The following is a 22014-nucleotide window of genomic DNA, read 5'->3' as shown; positions in this document are numbered from 1 at the left end:
CAAGGGGAATATCGAAGTCCAATCCCCTTTCCGTCGACGGCAACCCGCTCGGCGCTCACCGCGTTGCGCGCCGCGAAGATCCCGGCGCTCAGCCGCAAAGCCCAGCCGCATCTGTTCAACCGCATCGCATGGCTGGAACCGCTGCACCGCCTGTGCATGCCGGACAGCGCGCCGCACATCCTGACCGCTGTGGACGGCAAGGCCCGGGCCTGGCTGTTTCTGGCGGAAAGCGGAAAGAACAAGCGGGTCGCCATTGCGAACTGGTACAGCTTCGCCTTTGAGCCAGTATTTGCGGGAAATCCGTCACCGGAACAGAAACTGCGCCTGATGGAAGGCATCGCGCGCGATCTCCTGCCCGATGCCGCGCAACTGGACGTCTATCCCGTAACGGCGGACGATGGCGCGAACGCGCTGTTCCTCAAGGCGTTTCGCAAGGCCGGATGGATAGCGGTGGAGCGCCCGATGGGCGTCAATCACTATCTGACCGTGGATAATCGGGATTTTGAGACCTATTGGGCGGGACGTCCGGGGAAGCTGCGCAGCACGGTGCGGCGGAAATTGCGATCAACCAGTCTTACGTTCGAAATCCATCACAAGCTCACCAACCGGCTGTGGGACGATTATATCACGGTCTACCAGCGGAGCTGGAAGCAATCGGAACCGAACCTGGATTTCCTGCGCCTGATTGCGGAGCAGGAGGGCAAGGCGGGGACATTGCGGCTGGGCTTCGCCCGCGAGGACGGCTTCCCCATCGCAGTGCAGTTCTGGACGATAGAGAATGGCGTCGCCCTGATCCACAAGCTTGCCCATGATCAGGGCGCGGACGAGATGTCGCCCGGCACCCTGCTGAGCCACCACATGTTTCGATCCGCCATTGACGAGGATAAGGCCGCGATCATCGATTATGGCACGGGGGATAACCCCTATAAGACGGAGTGGATGGAGCGGCAGCGCTCCCTCTACCGCATCGACTGCTTCAATCCCCGTTTCTCATCCGCATGGCTTCCCGCTGCAAAAACAGCCATTTCGAAGCTTGTAGGCTAGGCGCGCAGGCGATAGAGGCTGGCACCATGCGGACGAAACCGGAACAGGCGCAGACTGGCGACATGACCGTGGAAGATACCGTGCGTGCGGTTCTGCGCGACGTACTTGCGATAGAACAGGACCGGGTCGACGCATTCGACCGCGACACGCCCCTGTTCGGAGCGCTGCCGGAACTGGATTCGATGGCGGTCGCTGGCCTGCTTACGGAAATGGAGGACCGCCTCGGCATCCTGATCGAGGATGACGATATTGACGGGGAAACCTTCGAGACGTTCGGTACGCTGGTGGATTTTGCGGAGAGCAAAGTTCTTGTGTGAACTTCGGGCGGCAAGAGCTTAGAATTATCGCCTTCCAGATCTCCGTTCAAGCTGAGCGAAACAAAGCGCCTCACTGCGTCCGGCAGAACCCTTCGATTTCGCTCAGGGTGAACGGGGTTTGATCACCTTCGATCTGGCACGCCCTTCGCCGCAAGCTTTCCAGCAGCCTTATTCCGCCGCCAACGCCTCGTAATCCGCCTCCGCCAGAAATTTCTCCGCATCCAGCGCCGACATGCAGCCCATGCCTGCGGCCGTCACAGCCTGACGGTAGATTTTGTCGGTGACGTCGCCTGCCGCGAACACGCCGGGAACGGCAGTGCGCGTGGTGCCTTTCTCCACGACCAGATAACCCTCATCCATCGGCAAAAGCCCCTCGAACAGTTCCGTCGAAGGCTTATGGCCGATAGCGACGAAGGCGCCATCCGTGGCGATATGGGATTTGTCGCCCGACACGGTATCGATCAGGTCGACCCCGACAAGACCGGCGGGGTCGCCGCCGCCGACAAAACGCTCCACCCGCTTGTTCCAGACAACGCTGATCTTCGGATTGGCGAACAGCCGTTCCTGCAGGATCTTTTCAGCGCGCAGCGAATCGCCGCGATGGATCAGGGTCACGTCATGGCTGTGGTTGGTGAGATAGAGCGCCTCCTCCACCGCGGTATTGCCGCCGCCGATAACCACCACCTTCTTGCCGCGATAGAAGAACCCGTCGCAGGTTGCGCAGGCGCTGACGCCCTTACCGCCCAGCGCTTCTTCGCCCTCGACGCCCAGCCACTTGGCCTGCGCGCCCGTTGCAATCACCAGCACGTCGCCCGAATAGACGGTGCCGCCGTCCCCCGTCAGGCGGAAAGGCCGCTGGGACAGATCGACACTGACAATCTGGTCGTACATCATCTGCGCGCCGACATGCTCGGCCTGCGCCTGCATCTGCTCCATCAGCCAAGGTCCCTGGATGACATCACGGAAGCCAGGATAATTTTCCACGTCCGTGGTGATGGTCAATTGCCCGCCCGGCTGCATGCCCTGAACGACGATCGGCGCCATGCCGGCGCGCGCGGCATAGATGGCGGCGCTGAGGCCCGCCGGTCCCGATCCCAGGATCAGCATGCGGGTGGAGTGGGTGGCGGTCATGGCATCCTTCCGGGGGAAATTCGATTCGTTGGCAGACGGAGATAATGGGTCGCATCATCGGCGCAAGGCGGTGGGCGCTGCAGTTTTGCTTGTGTCTTCGATAGCGCGAATGCGGCGCGGTTTTCAGTCGAGCACGTTGGGAAGCGCCTCGAACCCCCGGCGCAGCGCCGCCGACCAGCCCTGCGAGATCATCGCAAATTCCTCGTCATCGGGTTCGATCCGGCGACGGACGCGGAATTTGAAGGCGTCCGTATCGATAACGGCGAGATCCAGAGGCATGCCGACCGACAGGTTGGAGCGCAGCGTCGAATCCATCGACACGCACACCGCCTTCACGGCGTCATCGATCGTCGTTTCCGGCTTGATGATGCGATCGAGGATAGGCTTGCCATATTTATGCTCGCCAATCTGGAAGAAGGGCGTGTCGGCCGTCGCCTCGATGAAGTTACCGGCGGAATAGACGAGATAAAGGCGCGGTTTTCCGCCCTTCCGCTGGCCAGCGATCAGGATAGAGGCATCGGCCCCCGCCCCCTGCATCTCTATGGTGTCGCGATAGCGGTGCTGCATTTCCTGCATGGCCTCGCCCACAATCTGGGCGACCCTGTGCATAGTCTTGCAGTTGAGGATCGTCTCCGTATCCGGCGTGTCATGCGATATCTTGATCTGGCGGGAGAGGCAGGTCTTCACCTCCTGCGTGATCGACAGATTGCCTGAACACATGAGCGCAATGGCGCGATCGCCCGGCACTTCATAAGTGAACATCTTCCGAAAGCGGGCGATATTGTCCATGCCCGCATTGGTGCGAGTATCGGACAACAACACGAGTCCCTGATCGACCCGCACGGCCACGCAATAGGTCATCGCCCCCCGGCTCCCATAGTCATATGCTCAAATCCCGGCACTTATTCCCTGGCGCGCGCAGGCTGAGTCCATTGTTGTTGCTGCTGTTTCTGCAGTTGCTGCTCACGCTCGTCATCGCTGGCCTGCGCGATGCGGACGTCCGCGTCAATGCCGATCGTACCCGCGGCCATTGCCGATCCGCGGACCGGCGCTGCGTCATCCGCGTCAAGTCCGGAAGCAAGGCGAACATAGCTGTCCGTCACGCACACGCGATTTGAGGTATCAAAGCCCACCCAGCCAAGCCCAGGCACCATAGCCTCCGCCCATGCATGGGTTTCGTGCAGCGCCTCCCCGTCCTGAGTCGCGAGATAGCCGGCGACATAGCGGGCGGGCACGCCCAGCGACCGGGCGGCGGAAATGAAGATCTGGGCATGGTCCTGGCATACGCCGCCGCCGATCATCAACGCTTCCCCGGCCGTCGTCTCCGGCTTGGTGATGCCAGGCCGATAGGCGACGGCGTCGCGGACGGCGGCGGACAGGGCATGAAGGCGATCCAGCGGGTCGCCATCCCGCACCGAACCGGCCAGTTCCCGTATCGCCGCGCTAGGCTCCGTCAGCGCCGTTTCCCGAAGATAAATGCGCGGATTGAAATGTTCGTCGAGGCCGGAAATGATGCCGTTCGTGTCACCGGTTTCGACCATACCGGTCGCGACGACATTGACCCCGGTCATATGGCGGTGCCGTATCCACAGCGCCTCAAGATCGCCATAGCCATTTGGCGCGAAGCCAAAAACGGGATCGTCATTCACCGTCACCTGCCATTCCAGCACCCTCTGCCCATGGTGCCGGCGCGGCATAAGCTTCAGGAGCATGGCCACGCGGCTGGACCCTGCGCCATAGCTGTAAGAGGTTTGGTGACGGACGATGAGCTTCATGGCTTATCCGAAATGATAGGCCTGCGCGATTTCCAGACCCAGCCGGTTGGTCATGGTCAGGCCGTTTTGCACGGTTTCGTGCAGGCCACGGCGGAATATTTCGCCGCTGTCCAGACTTTCCAGACTGCTCACCATCTCCTGCACCGTATCGTCGCAGGTCGCGCGGGCGTCATGCCAGCCGGACAGCCGGTTGAGGCGATAGGCGAGCTGGTCGTAGCAGAAGGCGACGCTACGCGGGAAAAGGCGATTGAGCATCAGAAAATCGGTGATCTGCCACGGCGTGTAGGCGCCGCCATAGACATGGTGATAGGCCCGGCTTCCCGACAGGGCATGCAGCACGGACGTCCATTGATAATGGTCGCGCGTCCCGCCCACCACCTCGGTCTCCGGCAGGAGGACATAATATTTGACGTCAAGCAGGCGCAGGGTCATCTGCGCCCGCTCCAGCGCGCCGCCCGCGCGCAGGAAATCATGTCCCTCATTACGCAACTGACCGCTCTCGGCCGCGCCCCGGAAGGTCATGGAGCGGGTCTTTACCCAGTCGATCAGGCCGGGAAGCTGCTGCCGCGCCTCCGCAACGTCATAGCTGTCCAGCTTGCGCCACCCTTCATTCAACGCCTCCCACATATCCTGGGTCAGCATGGTGCGCGCCGACTTGCCATTCGCGCGCGCCTTGGCGAGACAGGAACGGATCGATGAGGGATTGTCGAGGTCCAGCATCAGATAGGCGACCACGTCGGTTTCCTTGACGTGGCTGTCCTCCGGGAAATTGGCCTCCGCGCCCGTAGCGCGAACGACGGATCGCCACTCGTCCCGATGATGCGCGCCAGGCAGGATCGCCATGCGTTGCCCCATGGTGAGCAGGCGGGCGGTGGATTCGGCGCGCTCCATGTAGCGGGCCATCCAGTAGAGATTTTCGGCGGTACGGCTCAGCATCGCATCAATCCTGCATGACCCAGGTGTCCTTGACACCGCCGCCCTGGCTGGAGTTCACGACCAGCGACCCTTCCGTCAGCGCGACGCGGGTCAGGCCGCCCGGCACCAGCCGCAACTGCTTGCCGACCAGGCAATAGGGCCGGAAGTCCGCATGCCGCTCCACAATGCTGGAGGGGCCAAGCGTCGGAACGGTCGAGAGGTCGAGCGTTGGCTGCGCGATAAACTCCGCCGGATTGGCCCTTATCCGCTCCGCATAGGCGGCCACCTCCTCGGCGGTCGCTTTCGGCCCGATCAACATGCCGTATCCGCCGGAACCATGCACCTCCTTGGCGACAAGATCGGCAAGATTTTCCAGCACATAGGCGCATTCGTCCGGCTTTGCGCACTGCCACGTCTTGATGTTCGACAGGATGGGCTGCTCACCGAGATAGAAGCGGATCATCTCCGGCACATAGACATAGACCGCCTTGTCGTCGGCAATGCCCGATCCGGGGGCCGAACAGAGCGTCACGCCACCATTGCGATATACGTTGAAGATACCCGGAACGCCCAGAAGGCTGTCGGGCCGGAAAGTCAGGGGATCGATATATTCATCGTCGATCCGGCGGTAGATGACATCCACGGCCGTGGGGCCGGAGGTCGTCTTCATCCAGACCCTGCCCTCGTCCACGAAAAGGTCCGCTGGCTCGACCAGTTCGACACCCATGAGATCGGCGAGGAAGCTATGCTCATAATAGGCGCTGTTGAGCGCGCCCGGCGTCAGCACGACCACAACCGGATCGCCCTTGCAGGCCGGCGGCGCGACTTCCTTCAGGCTCTTGAGCAATTCGGCAGGATAATCATCCACCGGCGCAACCACGCCCTGGCCAAAAAGCTCCGGGAACATCCGCGTCATGATCTCGCGGTTTTCCAGCATGTAGGACACGCCCGATGGCGTGCGGCAATTATCCTCCAGCACCTCAAAACTGTCAGGGCCGGTGCGCACAATGTCTATGCCCACAATATGGCTGTAAACCTTGCCAGGCGGCGAGAAGCCGACCATTTCCGGCCTGTAGGCGCTGTTCTGGTAGATGATGTCAGCGGGCATGATCCCGGCCCGGACAATCTCTCCGCGGTGATACACGTCATGCAGGAAAGCGTTGAGCGCCCGCGCCCGCTGCCGGATGCCCTTGTCCAGCACCCGCCATTCCTGCGCCGTGAATATGCGGGGAAGCAGATCGAAGGGGATCAGCCGTTCCGGGTCGCCGCCTTCGCCATAGACCGCAAAGGTGATGCCGATCCGCCGGAAGATAGCCTCCGCTTCCTCCAGCCGCCGGTTCAGCCCAGAAATGCCCGTCCGTTCGACCCAGTTCTGCACCTCCGCATAGCAGGGGCGGACCGAACCGGCCTGATCGAGCATTTCGTAGAAGGTCAATGGCGTCTCCCTCTTGGATCGGGGCGTTGGCGTTGTGCGCCGCAACATTACTGCAAGTGGTTGCGCGGATTGCAAGCGGAAAAAGCGCAGATGACCGCCGCAATCGATTTTGCCCGGTTCAGGCGACTCCAGAGCCGGAGATGAACCCGTGCAGGGCCGCGCCGGCAATCATCATTGGTTCGGCCAGGCTTCCTGTTTCACGACGCCCGATAATTCGCCCATTTCAGCCAAAAACATAAAATTTTGGGGAAAGCGGCCCTCAAGGAAGCGTTTCGGCCCAGAATCGACCGATGATTGTCAAGAGATTTCAGACACAAGTCGCTTTTCTGTAGATAAGTCGCGGACAGGATGGAAATCGCTGTCTCAAAATGGGACAATAGCTCGACTCGCTGACCCCCGGCAGCGATGGAGAGGACAGAGAGGTGGCTGAAAATCGCTCTCGGCGCGAGGCGTCCCTGAAGGGAATTTCCCCGCCGGAAAAGGTGGAAAACGACTTCTACCTGATCGATACATATGCTCCCACGCCGGCCTTCACGGTCGATGGCATCCCCCCCATGCTAGGCGAGAACTGGCAGGAATATCATGCGCGCGCTTTGGCGTGGATCACGATAGAAGCAAGCACCATCCCCGCCAATTCCAGCTACCTGTCACGGAAACAGTTTCTGGCCCGGCTCGTGGCTGTCCCCATCGCGCTGTTCCTGGCTTTCCGCTGACAACGGTTCTGCGCCCCCCCTCCCCGGCCTCACCTGTGCGCCCGTAACTGTTCCGACAGGCTTTTTGCTGCGCGAACATAGGCCGGGCCGCCGCAAACCGTCCATGCCTGGGGCAAACGCAGACGCGGTATCCCGGCCAAGGCTGGGTGATTCAGCATTTCCATGCCCTGATCCGCGACCCGGTCACTGTCGGTCTCGACGATCAGATAGTCGGGACGCGCCACCACCATTTCTTCCACCGACATGCGGGAGAGAACCGGCCTGTCCATGACCGTCGCCAGATTGCGCAGACCCACACGCTGCATCAGGTCATCGACCAGAGTGCCGGTTCCTGTGAGATAGCCGCGCCGCTGATAATATGCGGCGATGGGCGCCCCCTTTATCCGCCTTAGCCCCTTAAGCTCGGCATCCATGCGGCCTATCATGACCTCACCCCGTTCGGGATGTCCGACCGCCGCCGCAACCTGTCGGATTTGGGTCACGATTGCCGGATAATTCTCCGCCGGATTGAGATTGATGATGCGGTAGTTCCGCTTCTTCACCTGCGGTCCGATGGCATGGAACGGGCCTGAAATGATGAGGTCCGGTTCCAGCGCCAGTACGTCTTCGGATGTGCCGCGCGAGATCGCGAAATGGTCGGCGCGCTCCGCCTCAGCCGACATGCCCCTGTCCCGCGCGAACTGGGTGAGGGCAAGGATTTGCGAGGGATCGGCCAGAGCGATCAAGAGCTGATCCGCGCACATGTTGAGCGAAAGAATGCGGCGCGGACGCGATTCTGCATTCGCCGCGCCGGAAAGGCTGGCGAAAAGCACAGACAGAAGGCAAAGGCGCAGGATGGCACCCATCTCTCATTCATTCTCCACGCTGTTGCGGTGACGCCATGACCGGAACCGGCCCGCCGCACAAGGCATCGAAGAATGAACGCGCCATGCGGAGACCTCGCGGCATGCCGCGCGCGCTGCTGCTGGGGTTGTTGCTGGCATGCTGCGCGGCGGCGGTGCTGCTGTCCATCGGGATCGGGACCGCGCCGCTTTCCTTCTCGCGCATGGCCGCTGCACTGACCGGCGACGGGGACCCCGTGGCGCGGATCATCCTGTTCGATCTGCGCATGCCTCGCGCCTTGTTGGGACTTTCCGTTGGAGCGATGCTGGGTGTGGCCGGGGCCGCCCTGCAAGGATATCTGCGCAATCCACTGGCCGAACCGTCGGTGGTGGGCGTATCCAACGCCGCCGCCTTGGGCGCAGTGATCGCCCTCTATTTTGGTTTCGCCGCGCTGCATCCGGCCATATTGCCGGTGATGGCGGTGATAGGCGCATTCGCCGCCCTGGGCGCGCTGTTCCTGCTTTCCGGCGCTTCGGAAAGTCCGCTCACGCTCATTCTTGCCGGCATCGCCATCGCGACGCTGGCCGGCGCGGGCATCAGCCTTACGCTCAATCTGTCGCCCAATCCCTTCGCAGCCATGGAAATCGCAACCTGGCTGCTGGGATCGCTGGAGGACCGGTCTTTCAACCATGTGCTCATAGCCCTGCCCTGTATCGCCGCCGGCGTGGCGCTGCTGCTGTGGAACGGGCGGGCGCTGGATGCGCTGACGCTAGGGGAGGACGGCGCACAGGCGCTTGGCGTCGACCTTGGCCAGATGCGGTTGCGGTTGATGCTGGGCGTCGCATGCGGCGTGGGCGGCGCAGTCGCCGTATCCGGTTCGATAGGCTTTGTCGGCCTGATCGTTCCCCACATCGTCCGTCCGCTGACCGACCGGTCACCCAGCGCAGTGCTCCTGCCCTCTGCGCTGGGCGGCGCGGCGCTGCTGACTTTCGCCGATGTGCTCGTGCGCTTGATCCCCACCAATAATGAATTGAAACTGGGCGTTGTGACCGCCTTTCTGGGGGTGCCGGTATTCCTGATCCATCTGATGCGGGAACGGCGGCTATGGTAACGATCACTATAGAAGGCCTCCGGATTTCGCTGGGCAAGCATCCGGCGCTGCGCGGCATCGACGCGTCGCTTGATGGCGGCATGCTGATCGGCATCATTGGTCCCAACGGAGCCGGAAAATCCACGTTGGCGCGGGCCATTCTGGGGCTGGTGAAGCCGGAACAGGGCCGGGTCCTGATCGACGCTGTGGAGACCAGCGCCCTGCCCCGTGCGAAAATTGCCCGCACCATCGCCTATCTGCCGCAGGGGCAGACATTGCATTGGCCGCTGGACGTGGAGCGGCTGGTCGCCCTTGGCCGCCTTCCCCACCTCGCCCCCTTCTCCGATATTTCCAGTGCGGATCAGGCCGCCATCGACAAGGCAATCGCGCTGACCGACGTGGAAGCGCTCCGTCACCGGACCGCGACCGAATTGTCAGGCGGTGAGCGCGCCCGCGTGCTGCTTGCGCGGGCCCTGGCGGTGGAAGCGCCGGTCCTTATCGCCGACGAACCGCTCGCCTCCCTGGACCCCGGCCATCAGTTGGAGGTTATGGAGTTGCTCCGCGCCCAGGCGGCAAGCGGGACCCTGGTGATCGCCGTCCTGCACGACCTCACGCTTGCCGCGCGGTTCTGTGACCGCATCCTCCTCCTCAACAAGGGCGAAATCGCCGCGGACGGCGATCCGTCGGATGTGTTGAACGCAGGCAATCTGGCCACTGTATATGGCGTCCGGGCATGGCTGGGACAGGCGGATGGCGCGCCGGTGGTGATCCCCTTGAGCAGAAATCCCTGACCGGAGGGAACGGTACGGTTCACGTAGGGTTCAATGCATCGCAGCAAGGGTTGACCTCCCCCCTCCAGCCTGTTGACGATCCGCGCCATGAAACTTCGCCCTCTTTTTGCCTGCCTGACGATCGGCCTTCTTGCCGGAAAAGCGTCTGCGGACACCGCGCCGTTCGACCTGGTGGGACCATCGCTGCAGGTGTCGGTCACGCGCGCTGGCGCGACCCTCCCCATCTCTCAGGTGCCTGACCTTTCGGCGGGCGACCAACTGACGATCAAGGCCGATTTCACCAAGGATCAGTCTGCGCATTATCTGCTGGTCGCGGCGTTCCTGCGCGGGGCGACCAATCCGCCGCCAAAGGATTGGGTCTTTGGCGCGGAGACATGGAAGCGCAAAGCCAAAGACAATATGCTGAAGATCACCGTGCCGGAGGGCGCACGGCAGATCGTGCTCTTTCTGGCGCCGGAGACCGGTGGCGATTTTGACGCGCTGGTCAATGCCGTGCGCGGCCGGCCGGGGGAGTTCGTGCGGGCATCGCAGGATCTAAATCAGGCATCGCTTGACCGCTCCCGCCTCGACGCCTTCCTGAACGGCATCCGGCTGCAGGATTCGGAGCGCCCGGCGCAACTCGAAACCGTTTCGCCCCTTCTCGCCCGCAGCCTGGCCATCAAGTTCAACGCGGAATGCCTGGAAAAGCCGGCGAACCTTCAAGCCGCCTGCCTGACGCAGGACAGAGAGGCTCTGGTGCTTAGCGACATGCACAGCACCTCCCTCACTGAAGCGCTGACCGGCGCGCCGACCGATCTGGCGTTGCAATTGGCGGCAACGCCCCAGGGCGGCATGGGCTATTACAGCCCCTATATCGGCGCGGTGCGCGATCTGGCGAAGATATTAGGCGCGTTCCGCACCGCCGACTATCAATATATCCCGGCGCTGGCGCTAAGCCGCAATGACGGCATGGCGCTCCTCCTTAACGCCGCGCCATCCTTCCGCAAGCCGCAATCGGTGCTTGTAACGGCCCTTCCCGCTATCGAGGCCCCGCATGTTCCCCCCTTGCGCGCGGCGATGGGGGAAAGGATCGCATGCCTGACCCGGCCGGACATGGTGCTGCCCGTGGAGGGCGCGCCGCTGATCTACTCGACCCAGTATGCGCGCAGCATGGCCTTCCGGGTCAAGACGAAGGACGGAAAAACCGTCGATATCCCGGTCACGGCGCGCGCGGACAAAGGCGGCTTCACCATCGACAGCGGGGCGCTCAATCCGCTCGATTTCGATCAAACGGTGGATGGCGTTCTGCACGGCCTTTGGGGCTTCCGGCCTTTCGAGGGGCCAAGCTTTCGCCTTCAAAATCCCGGCGGACAAAGCTGGCGGGCGGCTTCCGGCAATCCCGCCCTTACCGCGGGACGCGCCGCCACTCTCCGAGTTGAAGGGGCGGGCAGCGCCTGCGTCGAACGGGTGGCGATCCGCCAATCGTCTGGCAAGGAGCAGGCAATCGTCTGGAAAGCCACGGACGCCAGCAGCATCGCGGTGGAGGTGCCGCCGCTGGCCGATGCGGGCACCGCCACCTTGCTTATCAAGCAGTTCGGCGTCTCCGCGCCCTCAACCATTGTATTGCAATCCAACGCCCCCCAGCGGCCGGGCGTCACGCTGCTTTCCAAGAGCATACAGTCCGGCGGCGCAAACGACGCCATTTCCATAAGTCTGGCGGGGACGGACGGCATTCCGGGCGATGCCGCGCTCAGCTTCTCCATCAAGGCGAACGCGACCACCAAATTCACGGCGAAAGACAGGATCGAAGTCGCCACGGCCGATGGGTCAGCATCAGTGATGCTGGACGGAGGAAAAGGGCTGCGGCTGGAAAATACGCAGATCGCCCACGCCCGGCTCGATCCTGCAAAGGATTTGGGGCCATCCGCCTTTGGCCTTCTCCGCTTCCGCCTGGTCCGGGATGACAGCGCCGGAGACTGGCAACCGCTGGGTAAACTGATTCGGCTTCCCAGCCTGAAGTCTCTCGTTTGTCAGGGCGCAGATGGCGGGTGCGCGCTTTCAGGGTCCGGCCTGTTCCTGATCGCCAGCCTGTCCGACGATGCCCAGTTCACGCATGCGACCCAGGTCGCGGAGGGCTTTACGGGCGGCAGCATCGAGGCTCCACGGCCGAAAGACGGGCGGCTATATCTGAAGCTTCGCGACGACCCGGATATGCCGGTGACAGCAACAATCCCCGGCCAGCCCGGAAACGCGGCCACGCCGGGGAGCTGAGCCGGATAGGAAATGCCCCCGGAAAAAGCGCCGCAATGGCTGGAAAAAGCGGCAAAGCGACAGGAATGGACGTCGAAATCGATCATTCCGCGAAATGTTTCTCGACGCGCGCGGCAGCTATTGGCATGGCGCGTCCTGCTAAAAGGAGATTCGCACATGAATACCAACGAACTGGCGGAAGCCGTAGCCGGCGCGCAGGGCATCGCAAAGAGCGACGCCAAGAAGATTGTCGATGGCGTACTGTCGGCAATCAGCGACGCGGCGGTCAAGGGAGAGGAAATCTCTCTGGCCGGATTTGGCAAGTTCAAGGTCAAGGACAGCCCGGCCCGTGAAGGCCGCAATCCTTCGACCGGCGCGACCATTGCGATCGCGGCGTCCAAGAAGCTGGCCTTCACGCCCGCCAAGGCGCTCAAGGACAAGCTGAACGGCTAAACAAATCGCGGCGGCCTGAACCGGTTGAACCGGCATCAGGCGTCGAACACACTTTAAAGGCCGTCCCCAAGGGGGCGGCCTTTTTTGCAGCAGGCGACGCCAGACATGATGCACGCCGGCGCAGCCGCGCAGGAAGGCGCCGCATCCATCCGCCCGCAGGCGAGTATTAAAGCGAGATGGAAATGGTAGCGGAGGAGGGACTTGAACCCCCGACACGCGGATTATGATTCCGTCGCAAAAGCACGTCTTTTAGCCATTTTCTGGCCTCATGTTGCATCGGTGTTGCACTCACCACCTGCTATTGTCGTATGGACCTCTTGACCAACCGAAGGCGTGACCAAAACCATCGAGGTCGGGAAATAGCGTCAATGGATGAATGTCGAACGCGCCCTGGAGGATTCCGAGGTAGCGCTTTTTATCGGATGCCGGAATGCGGATTGCCAGTAGCCATTTGACTGCATCCGCAAGTGCAAGGCTACCGTGCGTCTGGTCAGCAACGATCTTACTGTAAACAAACTGCGAATGCTGGGCGGCGACGCGAGATGAAACAGCTGGTGGTTCCCACGTTTGAGGGTAGTCAAATTTCGCAAGCGATTTGACATGAACGTCATATGGTTCGGTCAAAGCGCCCCCCTCGCCACCACCTAGGTGCCATGTATGGATACCGAACAGCATGCCATCACGGTCAAATTGCTCTGAGCAGGCAAAGTAGAGACCGATCAACATACTTCGAGTTGTGTCAACTAGGCGCGTGGCGGCACCGTGATGTTGCAATCTCGCGAGCAACTCGAAATCTGTGAGATTCCGACCCTCGACCCGTCGATAACCCCTATGGGTCGCAGCGCGAAGCAGCTGCTTTTCATGACTAGAAACCGACTGCTCCGCGACCGGGGGTTTCACTCGCATCAGTTTCCGATAAATTCCACTGTGTAACAACCAAGATTGATCAGCCTGCCCACGCCACATTCTAACGGAATTTATCCCGCCTTCGGCGTCAACCGTCAGCGCGATTAGTTCGTCAAACGACTTTGGAATCCAGACCGTTCCAAATCTGTCGTCATCCACCTTCTCAACTTCCGTCATGCGAGGTCCGCTCCCGCTGCAGCTATCAGTTCAGCGTCGCCGCCAGCGTCGACAATCAGATGTCCGTAGGTATCGATGGTGAGCTGGATGTTCTCATGCCCTATCCAGACCTGCAGGCGCTTCAGATCGATTCGCTGAGCAATCCAGCTTGAGGCGGCGGCATGACGAAGGGCATGGAAACCGTACTTCCCGGTCATGACGACCTGCTTCTCATCGTCCAGCATCGGCTTGCCCGTTTTATCAAGCTTTGGGAAACTGACGCCTGCGCGAACCTGCAGAGGAATATAGAGGCGGCGTAGGACGTTCTGGTAGCGCTGAGGGCCGCCGGTCGCGCTCGGAAATGCCAAATCCTTATCCGACGGCTTTGCCCGTAGCTTCCACGCCTTCAGGGTAGTGATCAAGGTCGACGATATCGGGATCGTCCGGTACCCGGCAGCGCTCTTGGGAGGCCCGATCTGACCCCACTGGTCCGCCCGCTGGTTGATGGAGATGGTGGCCTTCGCAAAGTCGATGTCCGCCCATCGTAGGCCTGCCAACTCCGAAAATCGCAGACCAGCAAGCATCGCCACCATCATGAGCGGCTTTTCATCGTCCGTAGCAGCCTTCAGGATCGCCTTCAGCTCCTCACGAGAAGGGACGACTACCCTGCCCTTCTCACGGCTCCTGCGGACCACTTTGACGTCCTTGGCGACGTTCTGGGCGACCAAGCCACGGCGTTGGGCGTCGGATAAGATGCTGGATAGTGCTCGGACAGCCTTCCCTGCCATCGCCTTCGACCGAGTCGCGACTAAGTCGTCCCGGTACTGCTCAATGATGGGCTTGGTCAGTTTCGATAGCTTCGACTTACCCAGGAATGGGATGATATGGATGTCGGCGATCTCCCGGTAGCGCTTTGTCGTCGAGCGCTCGCGATCGTCGGCCTCAGCCTTCGCAATCCAGAGATCCGCCGCCTTAGATACCGTCACCGATTGGGAATCGGCGGTGTGGATGCCTTGGCTGACCTGCCAAGAAGCACCGACCGACCAGGCGTCGGCGTCTTTCTTGCGGGCGAATTGCTTAGCGCGGCGCTTGCCGGCGTTGTCTGTGTAGTCGACAAGCCATGCAGTCTTGGCTTCACCGTTGGGTGCCGTCCAGGTGCGTTTGCGGACGCTAGTCATCTCTTGGTTGCCATTCGAGGGTATACGCCCACTTAAGAAGTTCATTTCCGAACTCGGCGCAGGGTATGCCTTCGACGTCCCTAAGGTGAATTGAGACTTTAGAGAGAAGGCTTGTGGTGCTTATGATGGCGAACCTACGCCCTCCATTCACCTGCCAATCATCTAGGTCAACTTGGCGCGTTCCGAAAATGGTGCTCATAGCCATTTCGCCCTCGTCGTAAGGGTTTGCCAGAGAACTTAAACCCACTGGGTCAAAAACGATGTAGTAATCCTCACCCCCTTTTGACTCCGATCCAACAAGATCGGGATCAGGCCCCGTAGTGAGCCTGAGACCGGCATACCCAGCAGCATCGAGTACAAGGAAGCCGATCAGCTTCATTAGCGCGATAGCTTTCTCCGGCGTCTGCCCTAACTGCAGAAGCTCAAAAGCTATGAGAAGCCGAAGCACCGCGCTCACATCGTAATCCGCGGGCTTACCCCTACCTGTGTTAACACCCGCAGGAAATCCGAGCCGTTTGAAATGCTTGAAGCGGCCCAATAACGCTGTTCGCCGCGACGGTGGTATCCCGTGCAACTCGGCAATCAGGTCTTCGACGTGGCGATAAGAAAGATGCATTGCGACTCCGCACTCAACTAGGAATAGGGATATTCTTTGTATTGACGGGATGCAAATCGTATGAGAAATGGGAATAGGGATATTCTTGTACAACGGAAAGGTTAATGAGATGAGTCTTTCTGAGGATTTGTTAACGGGCGTGCCAGCGATTGCCCATCACATCGGGAAAACCGAGCGGGCTACTTATCACCTGATCTACAAGAACGAGATTCCGTCATTCAAAATCGGCGGCAAAATTCACTCACGAAAGTCGCTGCTGGACGCTGCGTTCCAGCCACAAATTGCCAACGGATAACGGAGAGCCAGCGCCCAGCTGGCGATTTGTCGACGAGGCGGTCGCCACCAGACCTCGCCGACATATTCACGAGAAGGTAATCCAATGAACCACGCTGCAATAGCGGGATCGACACCGCGCGTCAAAACCGCATCCACCCAACCGCTGCCCGAGATCGAAGAACTTCGCATCGCTGGCACATGCCCATTCGGATCAGGCGACTCAGACCCCTTCCTCGCTCAAGCCTTCGCTCTGCTCACCGTCTTGGCCCAGTCTTATGAAATCGCCGACGACGCCGGCGGACAAACAGTCGCCGATTATTTCTCGATTAATCCCAGACTGGTCTCCGACGCGTTGACCGGGATTTCTTCCCTCATCGGGCTTGCTCAGCACGTGGAAGATGTTCGCCTGGCCAAAGAAGGGGGCCGGCGATGACCATATCGGAATTTCTGCCCGATCGGCAGCTCTGGAGCCATCGGCTTTCCCGATGGCGTGCACTGTCCGCGCTTGCCGAGGCCGAGTACCATTTTGGCGAATGGGCAAAAGCCAATGATCTTTGGGAGCGTGAAAAGCAGCGCATCGACCGTTTGCCCGGTCTTACGCAGCCGGCGCGTCGGCTAATGCTGGAACATGCAGACGCTGCCATGAATGAGGCAGAGAAGGCAAAACTGGAGGCGTTCGACGAGCCTGCAGAAATGGCAGCAATCGAAGTGGTATTGACCCCCTCGCCTGATCTCGATGGCATCCCGATCAAGGTCGAGCTGATCGAAAAGTACGAGCTGAACAACACGACTCTGATGACCCGTAACGTAATGGAGGTCCTCCTCGAAGATTTCCGTCGTTTGGAAGATGATGCATGATGGCGACGCAGCTTCACGCTAAATCCCTGCCGGCCGTGGTGCAGATCCTGGGCCGCTTTGACCGCCGGGCCCTCGCCTCGTTCATCACAGTGGCGATCGATCTGCTCGACGCCCTTGATGGGGACCCAGACCTTGAGGACACCGACATCGAAGATGGAGATCCGCTCGACCTTGGCGAAGCTCAGGCTGACACCGAAATCTTGGTAGCCCCTCCGAGATATGGCGTAGATCAGACCCTCGGACCCGTTAACGAGGTCGAGGCGATTAGGGCACACCAACTGGCGATGTATCGCCAAGGCGGCGCGGGATGATAGCCTCCGCCTCTCTCCCCCCGCCCATGCCAGCCACGACGGTATCGGCTTGCCGTCACCTTGGCCGCATTGCTGAAGCCGCCCACTGGCTGCATGAGCAGACCCAGCTCAACGAACGCGGCATAGCGCCGGCATTCGGCATCGACATGGCGAACGCCGATCACGTCGCCTGGCTCTGGGACCTGCGCGATGATCTGATGATCCTTGTCCAACGCGCTCAGCGGATCGGCGACTTTGCGCCCGGTGGTCGGGAATATGATCCGAGGTCGCCCCAATGACGGAGCGGATCAGTCTGTCAGAGGTGGTGCTCGCTGCTGAGCGCTTTCTTGGTCGATCCGGTGCGCGGCTCTGGATCGTGGGGCAGCTAAACTCCGGCGTGCTGACAGCGATCGCCACAACATACTTCTGCGAAAGCACCTGGCAAAAAGCCACCTCCAAATCCTTGCTCAACCACCCGCTAGATCAACGCTTTTGGGGCAACCACTGGACACATGATGGCGATCGCATCGTTGAACTGAGCGATCGAACATATACCAATCGGGCGACCTATTCAGCTGACTGGACCACTGCATCATTCGCGGCGGTAACAGTGACTGGCGGCGGATCTCGGACTTCGATGACCGTCAGCCGTGCCTACGGCGTCACGGTAGACCGTGAGGAAGCATCTGCGCTGCTACTCCGCTTTGCCGAGTCCCCTGCAGCCGCAAACCAAGTAGGTCGTATTACTACAACCGAACAGGACTTCGCAGCCGCAATCAGTTGGTGCGCTGCCTATCGTGCCAGAGGGCGGGACAAAAACTCCGAAAAGGCGTGGAAGGAGTTCGGGAAGCTGCCGCAATTCTTGCCGTACTCTCGCGCGGACATGTTCCGACCGGCATGGGAAAAAGCGAAAAATGGCTGATTTCTGCGCCCTCGCCAAGTTCGCCAAATCCTCGCCACGGCGAATTTGACGGCTAATTTTTCGACGACATGCTCGCTTTGATTCAATCGGAGTAGATTTATGCGTCCGACCGCCGAGCGCACCATCGAAATCGTTCATGAGCCTTTCGGCGCCGGCTTTGACGTCCGTGTGTGCCCCCCAGTCGTAGGTGAACCGCTGGACGCTGAATTCCAGTCTTATCAACAAGCGTTCGGCTGGGCCCAAGGCCTCCGCACGACGCGCGGATGGCGCATCTTCGATCGCACAGGACTGTCCAGTGTCTGATCGGATGATCGATCTCGAACGAGAAACCCAGCATTTCGCGATGGGGATGGTCGAGCACGTCGATCGGCTTGTCGCCTATGGGATCTCTACCGAGACGATAGCGCAGTTGGGCTCATACGCCCCGCTTGGTGTCGGTCCCATCAGCATCCTTCCCGGACAGTTGTTCGAACCGAGCGACGAGGGTGAAATTCATGTCGTCCTTGCGGTCTGGGAGGGCAACGGCATAGTCGACCTTGTCGCTTTCAAACCGACAAATCCCACGCGCTGGTATTGGCGAGTTGGTCAAGGCTGGTGCCTATCTCCGGAGCAAATTTGCCGGCCTACTTTCGATATGGCGCCCCTTCAGATCTGGGACACCCCGCTCTCCTGGCTCCAGAATGGTTGCCGAGGCATCTGCATCCTCGACTACGAAGCGCAGGAGGTCAGCCAGCTGTTCCTTGCGCCAGAGATTGAAACCGACGCGGTCACGGCACGATATGTACGTTTAGCACTTAGCAAGCCCAAGCCGTTGCCCGGCATTGTGATACGGAAGCTTCGCTCCAGTGCCGCGTGATCACCAAAGCATGGCCGCCCGAGTGGAAAGTGCCGCCCCGTCCCTTCCTGTAGTCGACGCCAGTCAGTGGCAGGGGTTGTCCGCCCCCGATCGTGAATGGACCGCGAAGGACTGGATACCCCTCCTCTCGACCACATATCTGACCGGTCCAGGGTCGGTCGGCAAATCGCTCATGACCCAGCAGCTGCTTACATGCATCGCACGGGGCTCGCCGTTCATGGGGTTGGCCGTTCGATCAGCGATATCTCTTTACGTCACTGCTGAGGATGACCTGGACGAGCTTCATCGGAGGCAGGAAGCAATCAACGATCGCCTTGGGTGCTCGATGCAGGACTTAGCGGGACGGCTGTTCCTTCTCAGCCTAAAAGGCAGCCCTGACACCGCCCTCGCGACCATCGATACCGATCGCCGGTTGCGGATTGAACCGCTTTACCGGCAGCTCCTCGAAACGATCGACGCCCACGCAATTGGCGCCATGGCGTTCGACAATGCCAGTCATGGTCTGAATGGCGACGAGAACTCGCGACATGCTGTAGCGAAGTTCCTGGGCCTCATGGACAGCCTCTCGATGGCGATGGACGGTCCTATGATCTTGATCGGCCATCCTAACAAGGCCGGAGCCGAATTCAGCGGATCAACGGCATGGGAAAACCAGGTCCGCAATCGCCTATTTCTGTCATTCCCCGACAGCTTGGAAGGGCCAATCGATCCGAATCTGCGAAGCCTCTCCCGGTCAAAATCAAATTACGCCGCCAGAGGGGAGGCCATTACATTCCGATGGTTGGAAGGCGCCTTCGTTCGCGATGAAGATCTGCCGGAAAACAAACGTGATGACCTAGTCGCGATCGCACAGGCGTCGATCGACAATGAGCTATTCCTGGCATGCCTGACAGAGCGGAAACGCCAGCAACGAGCAGTATCTGAACTGAGCGGCCGGAACTTTGCGCCTCTCGTTTTTTCTGAGATGCCGGAAAGCAAAAACATAGGTCGCCGGCGTCTGGAGCAAGCAATGGATCGGCTGTTCCGTTTGGGCAAAATCGAGCGCTCCGAACTGTGGCGAGGCGCTGATCGAAAGCCCGTTTTTGGGCTGCGGGAAACGTGCGGGAAACCTGCGGGAAACCCATCGACCGATTTGGCCTCCGACACGAAGAATCCGGCGGAAATCAGCCAAAAATCGGGTGCGGGAAATGCTGCGGGAAATACCCTGCGGGAAATGCGGGAAACAGTTTCAAAAACCGCAGAAATCCTTGCGGGAAATGTGCGGGAAACTGCGGGAAACACACACCCTCTTTCTACGAAAGAGGGAGAGGCCCCCTTGGAGGCCCTCTCCCCTCTGTTCGATCCCGATCATCCCGACAGCCCCGATACCGTTCCCGGCTGGGCTGACGGAACGTGACCACCCCCGGCCCCCGAAGCCGTGACGACCATTAATCGAAGGACTTGACCATGATCGACTATTCCGACCGCCTCACCCTCGCCGCCGCACTTCGCGCCGCGGGCATCGAACCGCCATCCGACACGTCCGTCACGCCGACAGAGTCCGTTCCGGTCCCTTTGGCCGAGACCGCGCCCCTTCCCGCGCTGATAGACCAGACGCTGGATGCGATGGCGGTGATGCGGTGATTGTGCCCATCGTTGAGATCCGACCTGCCCCGTTCGTCGCGCTTACAGCGGCGCAGGACGCCGGCATCGCAAGGAAGCTCCGATCGGCAGCGGCAGCAAAGCACTTCGCGAAGATCTCGAACGAAACCCGCAACACCAGTCGCCGCCGTTTCAAGGAATTCATTCACAAGCAAAGGTTTTCTCATGACTGACATCACCATAATCGGCGCGTCGCCAGCAACTGGCCCGCGCTTTGCAAAGCTGAACGACCGGCGGGATGCGATTAACGCGCGCAGCCCCGACGCGCTTCGGATCAGCAGCAAATCAATTTCTCCCGACCGTGAAGAATCGGCCAGTGGTACCGACAAGCCGGTCCCAGCGGCGCCACCTGCTAAGGCAGCGGTTCCCCCAACTCAGCCCGCCGCGGAAGATTTGGCACGTAAGGCCCATGTCGCCGAATTGGTGGCCCAGGCCAAAGCAGAGCTTGCTGCGGAGGAGCGCCAAGCCCGGTCGGCGGCGATTTGGAGCCGCGCACGCGCCTCCAATGCCGCGCTAGCCAGTGGCGACCCTCGACCGGCGATCAACAAGCCCAAGGACCCAAAAGCGGCACGCGCCGAAGCGATCTGGACGAAAGCCAGAGCGGCAAATCAGGCCGCGGGCGTCCGACCTGCGGTTATCTCGGCGCAAATCTCCACCAGGCGCCCTAAGGCCGCCAGCGTGTGGGATCGAGCCCGCCAAGCAAATTCAAACCGTGGGCTCGTAGCATGAACGCTTTCGACCGGCTTCTGGGCCGTGACCAGAACCATTCAACTCTCGATCAATCGGCGCTATCGGTTGTCTACCAGAGCTTGATCACGATCGATCCCGCCGCGACGATCGCGAAACGCGAAGAATTCCGTTCGTCGCAGGCCGCGATCCAGGATGCGATCGCTTCCACCAACGCGCGTCTTGTCGAGATCCGGCAAGAAATCATCGACCTTGAGCGCGCTGGGGATAACGCAGCCGCAGTTGCCAAGGCGATGATGGACGGCACCGCGCCACCGAAATCGATCTCAGATTTGGAGGAGGAGAGGGAGCGCTATCTGCTGATACTCAAGGGGTTGAAACTCAATGCTGAACAGGCTGGTCGCGAGCTGTACAATGTCGCGGCACCAATAATTGGAGAGATTGGCGAAGCTTTTGGTCCATTGGTCGACGAGTTGCGCGTCGACGCGTCCGAAGCCTTCAGCCTATTGGCGCAATGCTATGTACAAATCGCGGCTCTTGCGAATTGTGCAACGTCGCACGAGGCTGATGCATTGCGGCGCGCACTCTCTGACATCGTCGGAACCGGCATCGAGGCGGGATTTTTGTCCAGATCGCCGCTTGAAACGCCAAAGGAGATCGTCGCCCTTAACGACGTGCCGGCACTGCAGATCATCAAGTATCCGATCCCGCCCGAAATCGCGGCGCCCAGCGCGCCGACGGATTATAGTCTGGCCGCGCACTTCAGGCTCAATAGATAAATCGGAAATCAGCGGCGGAATCCTTTCCCGCCGCTGATCTCAGCGCGCGACCCCCCTATCGCGGCGCTGGGGGGCACCAGGGCAGCGGAGCTGGTGGCCCCTTTCAACATCGAACCGCACGATCCTGACCAGCG

Annotated in this window: 28 protein-coding genes; 19 read left to right on the top strand and 9 right to left on the bottom strand. The window is 60.6% G+C overall.

Going from position 1 to position 22014, the window contains the following annotated elements; translation table 11 throughout:
* Positions 1–63: 63 nt before the first annotated feature.
* Together BHQ40_RS00725 and BHQ40_RS00720 are read left to right on the top strand one after the other, a co-directional pair.
* On the top strand, positions 64–1044 hold the full coding sequence (locus BHQ40_RS00725) for a GNAT family N-acetyltransferase (protein WP_070151128.1): 981 nt from the start codon (positions 64–66) through the stop codon (positions 1042–1044).
* Positions 1045–1070: 26 nt separating this feature from the next.
* Positions 1071–1361, top strand: a complete 291-nt coding sequence (locus tag BHQ40_RS00720) for an acyl carrier protein (RefSeq protein ID WP_070151126.1) — start codon at positions 1071–1073, stop codon at positions 1359–1361.
* 168 nt (positions 1362–1529) lie between these two features.
* Here the strand turns inward: BHQ40_RS00720 and trxB are convergent, their stop codons facing one another.
* The 5 genes from trxB to BHQ40_RS00695 all read right to left on the bottom strand — a co-directional run bounded on the left by trxB (position 1530) and on the right by BHQ40_RS00695 (position 6602).
* Entirely contained in the window at positions 1530–2492 is a 963-nt protein-coding gene (gene trxB / locus BHQ40_RS00715; protein ID WP_070151124.1) for a thioredoxin-disulfide reductase, read from the bottom strand.
* Positions 2493–2615: 123 nt separating this feature from the next.
* Complete coding sequence (locus BHQ40_RS00710; protein ID WP_070151122.1) at positions 2616–3353, bottom strand: proteasome-type protease; 738 nt, start codon at positions 3351–3353, stop codon at positions 2616–2618.
* A gap of 41 nt (positions 3354–3394) precedes the next feature.
* Positions 3395–4267, bottom strand: coding sequence for a transglutaminase family protein (locus BHQ40_RS00705; RefSeq protein WP_070151120.1), 873 nt, complete (start codon positions 4265–4267; stop codon positions 3395–3397).
* A gap of 3 nt (positions 4268–4270) precedes the next feature.
* The gene (locus tag BHQ40_RS00700) at positions 4271–5203 is read right to left on the bottom strand and encodes an alpha-E domain-containing protein (protein ID WP_070151118.1); all 933 of its coding nucleotides are present in this window, start codon (positions 5201–5203) and stop codon (positions 4271–4273) included.
* Positions 5204–5207: 4 nt separating this feature from the next.
* Positions 5208–6602: a circularly permuted type 2 ATP-grasp protein gene (locus BHQ40_RS00695; RefSeq protein WP_425516683.1), complete on the bottom strand. Its 1395-nt coding sequence runs from the start codon at positions 6600–6602 to the stop codon at positions 5208–5210.
* 437 nt (positions 6603–7039) lie between these two features.
* Here BHQ40_RS00695 and BHQ40_RS00690 point away from each other — a divergent pair, with 437 nt between their 5' ends.
* Positions 7040–7330: a hypothetical protein gene (locus BHQ40_RS00690; RefSeq protein WP_070151114.1), complete on the top strand. Its 291-nt coding sequence runs from the start codon at positions 7040–7042 to the stop codon at positions 7328–7330.
* 29 nt (positions 7331–7359) lie between these two features.
* Here BHQ40_RS00690 and BHQ40_RS00685 read toward each other — a convergent pair whose 3' ends face one another.
* Positions 7360–8175 (bottom strand): ABC transporter substrate-binding protein, encoded by an 816-nt coding sequence (locus BHQ40_RS00685; protein ID WP_070151112.1) that lies wholly within the window; start codon positions 8173–8175, stop codon positions 7360–7362.
* A gap of 83 nt (positions 8176–8258) precedes the next feature.
* Between BHQ40_RS00685 and BHQ40_RS00680 the strand changes: the two genes are divergently transcribed.
* From BHQ40_RS00680 to BHQ40_RS00665, 4 genes are all read left to right on the top strand, one after another.
* Positions 8259–9263: a FecCD family ABC transporter permease gene (locus BHQ40_RS00680; RefSeq protein WP_070151401.1), complete on the top strand. Its 1005-nt coding sequence runs from the start codon at positions 8259–8261 to the stop codon at positions 9261–9263.
* A complete protein-coding gene (locus BHQ40_RS00675; protein ID WP_070151110.1) occupies positions 9257–10033 on the top strand; it encodes an ABC transporter ATP-binding protein in 777 nt (258 codons plus the stop codon). The genes BHQ40_RS00680 and BHQ40_RS00675 overlap by 7 nt, the downstream gene beginning before the upstream one ends.
* A gap of 87 nt (positions 10034–10120) precedes the next feature.
* The gene (locus BHQ40_RS00670) at positions 10121–12283 is read left to right on the top strand and encodes a hypothetical protein (protein ID WP_070151399.1); all 2163 of its coding nucleotides are present in this window, start codon (positions 10121–10123) and stop codon (positions 12281–12283) included.
* A 156-nt stretch (positions 12284–12439) separates the two neighbouring features.
* The gene (locus BHQ40_RS00665) at positions 12440–12715 is read left to right on the top strand and encodes an HU family DNA-binding protein (RefSeq protein ID WP_070151108.1); all 276 of its coding nucleotides are present in this window, start codon (positions 12440–12442) and stop codon (positions 12713–12715) included.
* A 288-nt stretch (positions 12716–13003) separates the two neighbouring features.
* On the opposite strand, the gene BHQ40_RS00660 is transcribed toward BHQ40_RS00665, so the two are convergent.
* Genes BHQ40_RS00660 through BHQ40_RS00650 form a run of 3 tightly spaced genes read right to left on the bottom strand, consistent with a single transcriptional unit; the run spans position 13004 to position 15571 of the window.
* Positions 13004–13798 carry an FRG domain-containing protein gene (locus BHQ40_RS00660; protein ID WP_070151106.1) on the bottom strand — a complete coding sequence of 265 codons (795 nt, stop codon included), beginning with the start codon at positions 13796–13798 and terminating at the stop codon, positions 13004–13006.
* Positions 13795–14955, bottom strand: coding sequence for a tyrosine-type recombinase/integrase (locus BHQ40_RS00655; RefSeq protein ID WP_070151104.1), 1161 nt, complete (start codon positions 14953–14955; stop codon positions 13795–13797). The genes BHQ40_RS00660 and BHQ40_RS00655 overlap by 4 nt, the downstream gene beginning before the upstream one ends.
* Positions 14948–15571: a hypothetical protein gene (locus BHQ40_RS00650; RefSeq protein WP_070151101.1), complete on the bottom strand. Its 624-nt coding sequence runs from the start codon at positions 15569–15571 to the stop codon at positions 14948–14950. The genes BHQ40_RS00655 and BHQ40_RS00650 overlap by 8 nt, the downstream gene beginning before the upstream one ends.
* 109 nt (positions 15572–15680) lie before the next feature.
* Between BHQ40_RS00650 and BHQ40_RS00645 the strand changes: the two genes are divergently transcribed.
* The 12 genes from BHQ40_RS00645 to BHQ40_RS00590 all read left to right on the top strand — a co-directional run bounded on the left by BHQ40_RS00645 (position 15681) and on the right by BHQ40_RS00590 (position 21880).
* Positions 15681–15866: a helix-turn-helix domain-containing protein gene (locus tag BHQ40_RS00645; protein WP_070151397.1), complete on the top strand. Its 186-nt coding sequence runs from the start codon at positions 15681–15683 to the stop codon at positions 15864–15866.
* 84 nt (positions 15867–15950) lie between these two features.
* A complete protein-coding gene (locus BHQ40_RS00640; protein ID WP_070151099.1) occupies positions 15951–16280 on the top strand; it encodes a hypothetical protein in 330 nt (109 codons plus the stop codon).
* A complete protein-coding gene (locus BHQ40_RS00635; RefSeq protein WP_070151098.1) occupies positions 16277–16705 on the top strand; it encodes a hypothetical protein in 429 nt (142 codons plus the stop codon). The genes BHQ40_RS00640 and BHQ40_RS00635 overlap by 4 nt, the downstream gene beginning before the upstream one ends.
* Positions 16702–17016: a hypothetical protein gene (locus tag BHQ40_RS00630; protein WP_070151095.1), complete on the top strand. Its 315-nt coding sequence runs from the start codon at positions 16702–16704 to the stop codon at positions 17014–17016. Before BHQ40_RS00635 ends, BHQ40_RS00630 begins: the two co-directional genes overlap by 4 nt.
* On the top strand, positions 17013–17294 hold the full coding sequence (locus tag BHQ40_RS00625; RefSeq protein ID WP_139139124.1) for a hypothetical protein: 282 nt from the start codon (positions 17013–17015) through the stop codon (positions 17292–17294). The genes BHQ40_RS00630 and BHQ40_RS00625 overlap by 4 nt, the downstream gene beginning before the upstream one ends.
* Positions 17291–17917, top strand: coding sequence for a hypothetical protein (locus BHQ40_RS00620; protein WP_070151091.1), 627 nt, complete (start codon positions 17291–17293; stop codon positions 17915–17917). The genes BHQ40_RS00625 and BHQ40_RS00620 overlap by 4 nt, the downstream gene beginning before the upstream one ends.
* A gap of 307 nt (positions 17918–18224) precedes the next feature.
* On the top strand, positions 18225–18773 hold the full coding sequence (locus tag BHQ40_RS00610) for a hypothetical protein (RefSeq protein WP_139139123.1): 549 nt from the start codon (positions 18225–18227) through the stop codon (positions 18771–18773).
* 10 nt (positions 18774–18783) lie between these two features.
* The gene (locus BHQ40_RS00605; RefSeq protein WP_070151086.1) at positions 18784–20169 is read left to right on the top strand and encodes an AAA family ATPase; all 1386 of its coding nucleotides are present in this window, start codon (positions 18784–18786) and stop codon (positions 20167–20169) included.
* A gap of 50 nt (positions 20170–20219) precedes the next feature.
* Entirely contained in the window at positions 20220–20396 is a 177-nt protein-coding gene (locus BHQ40_RS25995; RefSeq protein ID WP_171905720.1) for a hypothetical protein, read from the top strand.
* Positions 20393–20587: a hypothetical protein gene (locus tag BHQ40_RS25990; protein WP_070151084.1), complete on the top strand. Its 195-nt coding sequence runs from the start codon at positions 20393–20395 to the stop codon at positions 20585–20587. Before BHQ40_RS25995 ends, BHQ40_RS25990 begins: the two co-directional genes overlap by 4 nt.
* Positions 20580–21143 carry a hypothetical protein gene (locus BHQ40_RS00595; protein WP_070151082.1) on the top strand — a complete coding sequence of 188 codons (564 nt, stop codon included), beginning with the start codon at positions 20580–20582 and terminating at the stop codon, positions 21141–21143. The genes BHQ40_RS25990 and BHQ40_RS00595 overlap by 8 nt, the downstream gene beginning before the upstream one ends.
* Complete coding sequence (locus BHQ40_RS00590; RefSeq protein ID WP_070151079.1) at positions 21140–21880, top strand: hypothetical protein; 741 nt, start codon at positions 21140–21142, stop codon at positions 21878–21880. The genes BHQ40_RS00595 and BHQ40_RS00590 overlap by 4 nt, the downstream gene beginning before the upstream one ends.
* The last annotated feature ends 134 nt before the right edge of the window (positions 21881–22014 follow it).

Origin of the sequence: Sphingobium phenoxybenzoativorans (assembly GCF_001757355.1) — a bacterium.
GTDB classification, from domain to species: domain Bacteria; phylum Pseudomonadota; class Alphaproteobacteria; order Sphingomonadales; family Sphingomonadaceae; genus Sphingobium; species Sphingobium phenoxybenzoativorans.
The sequence above is the reverse complement of the archived record's forward strand: the minus strand, read 5'-3'. Positions and strand labels throughout refer to the sequence as shown.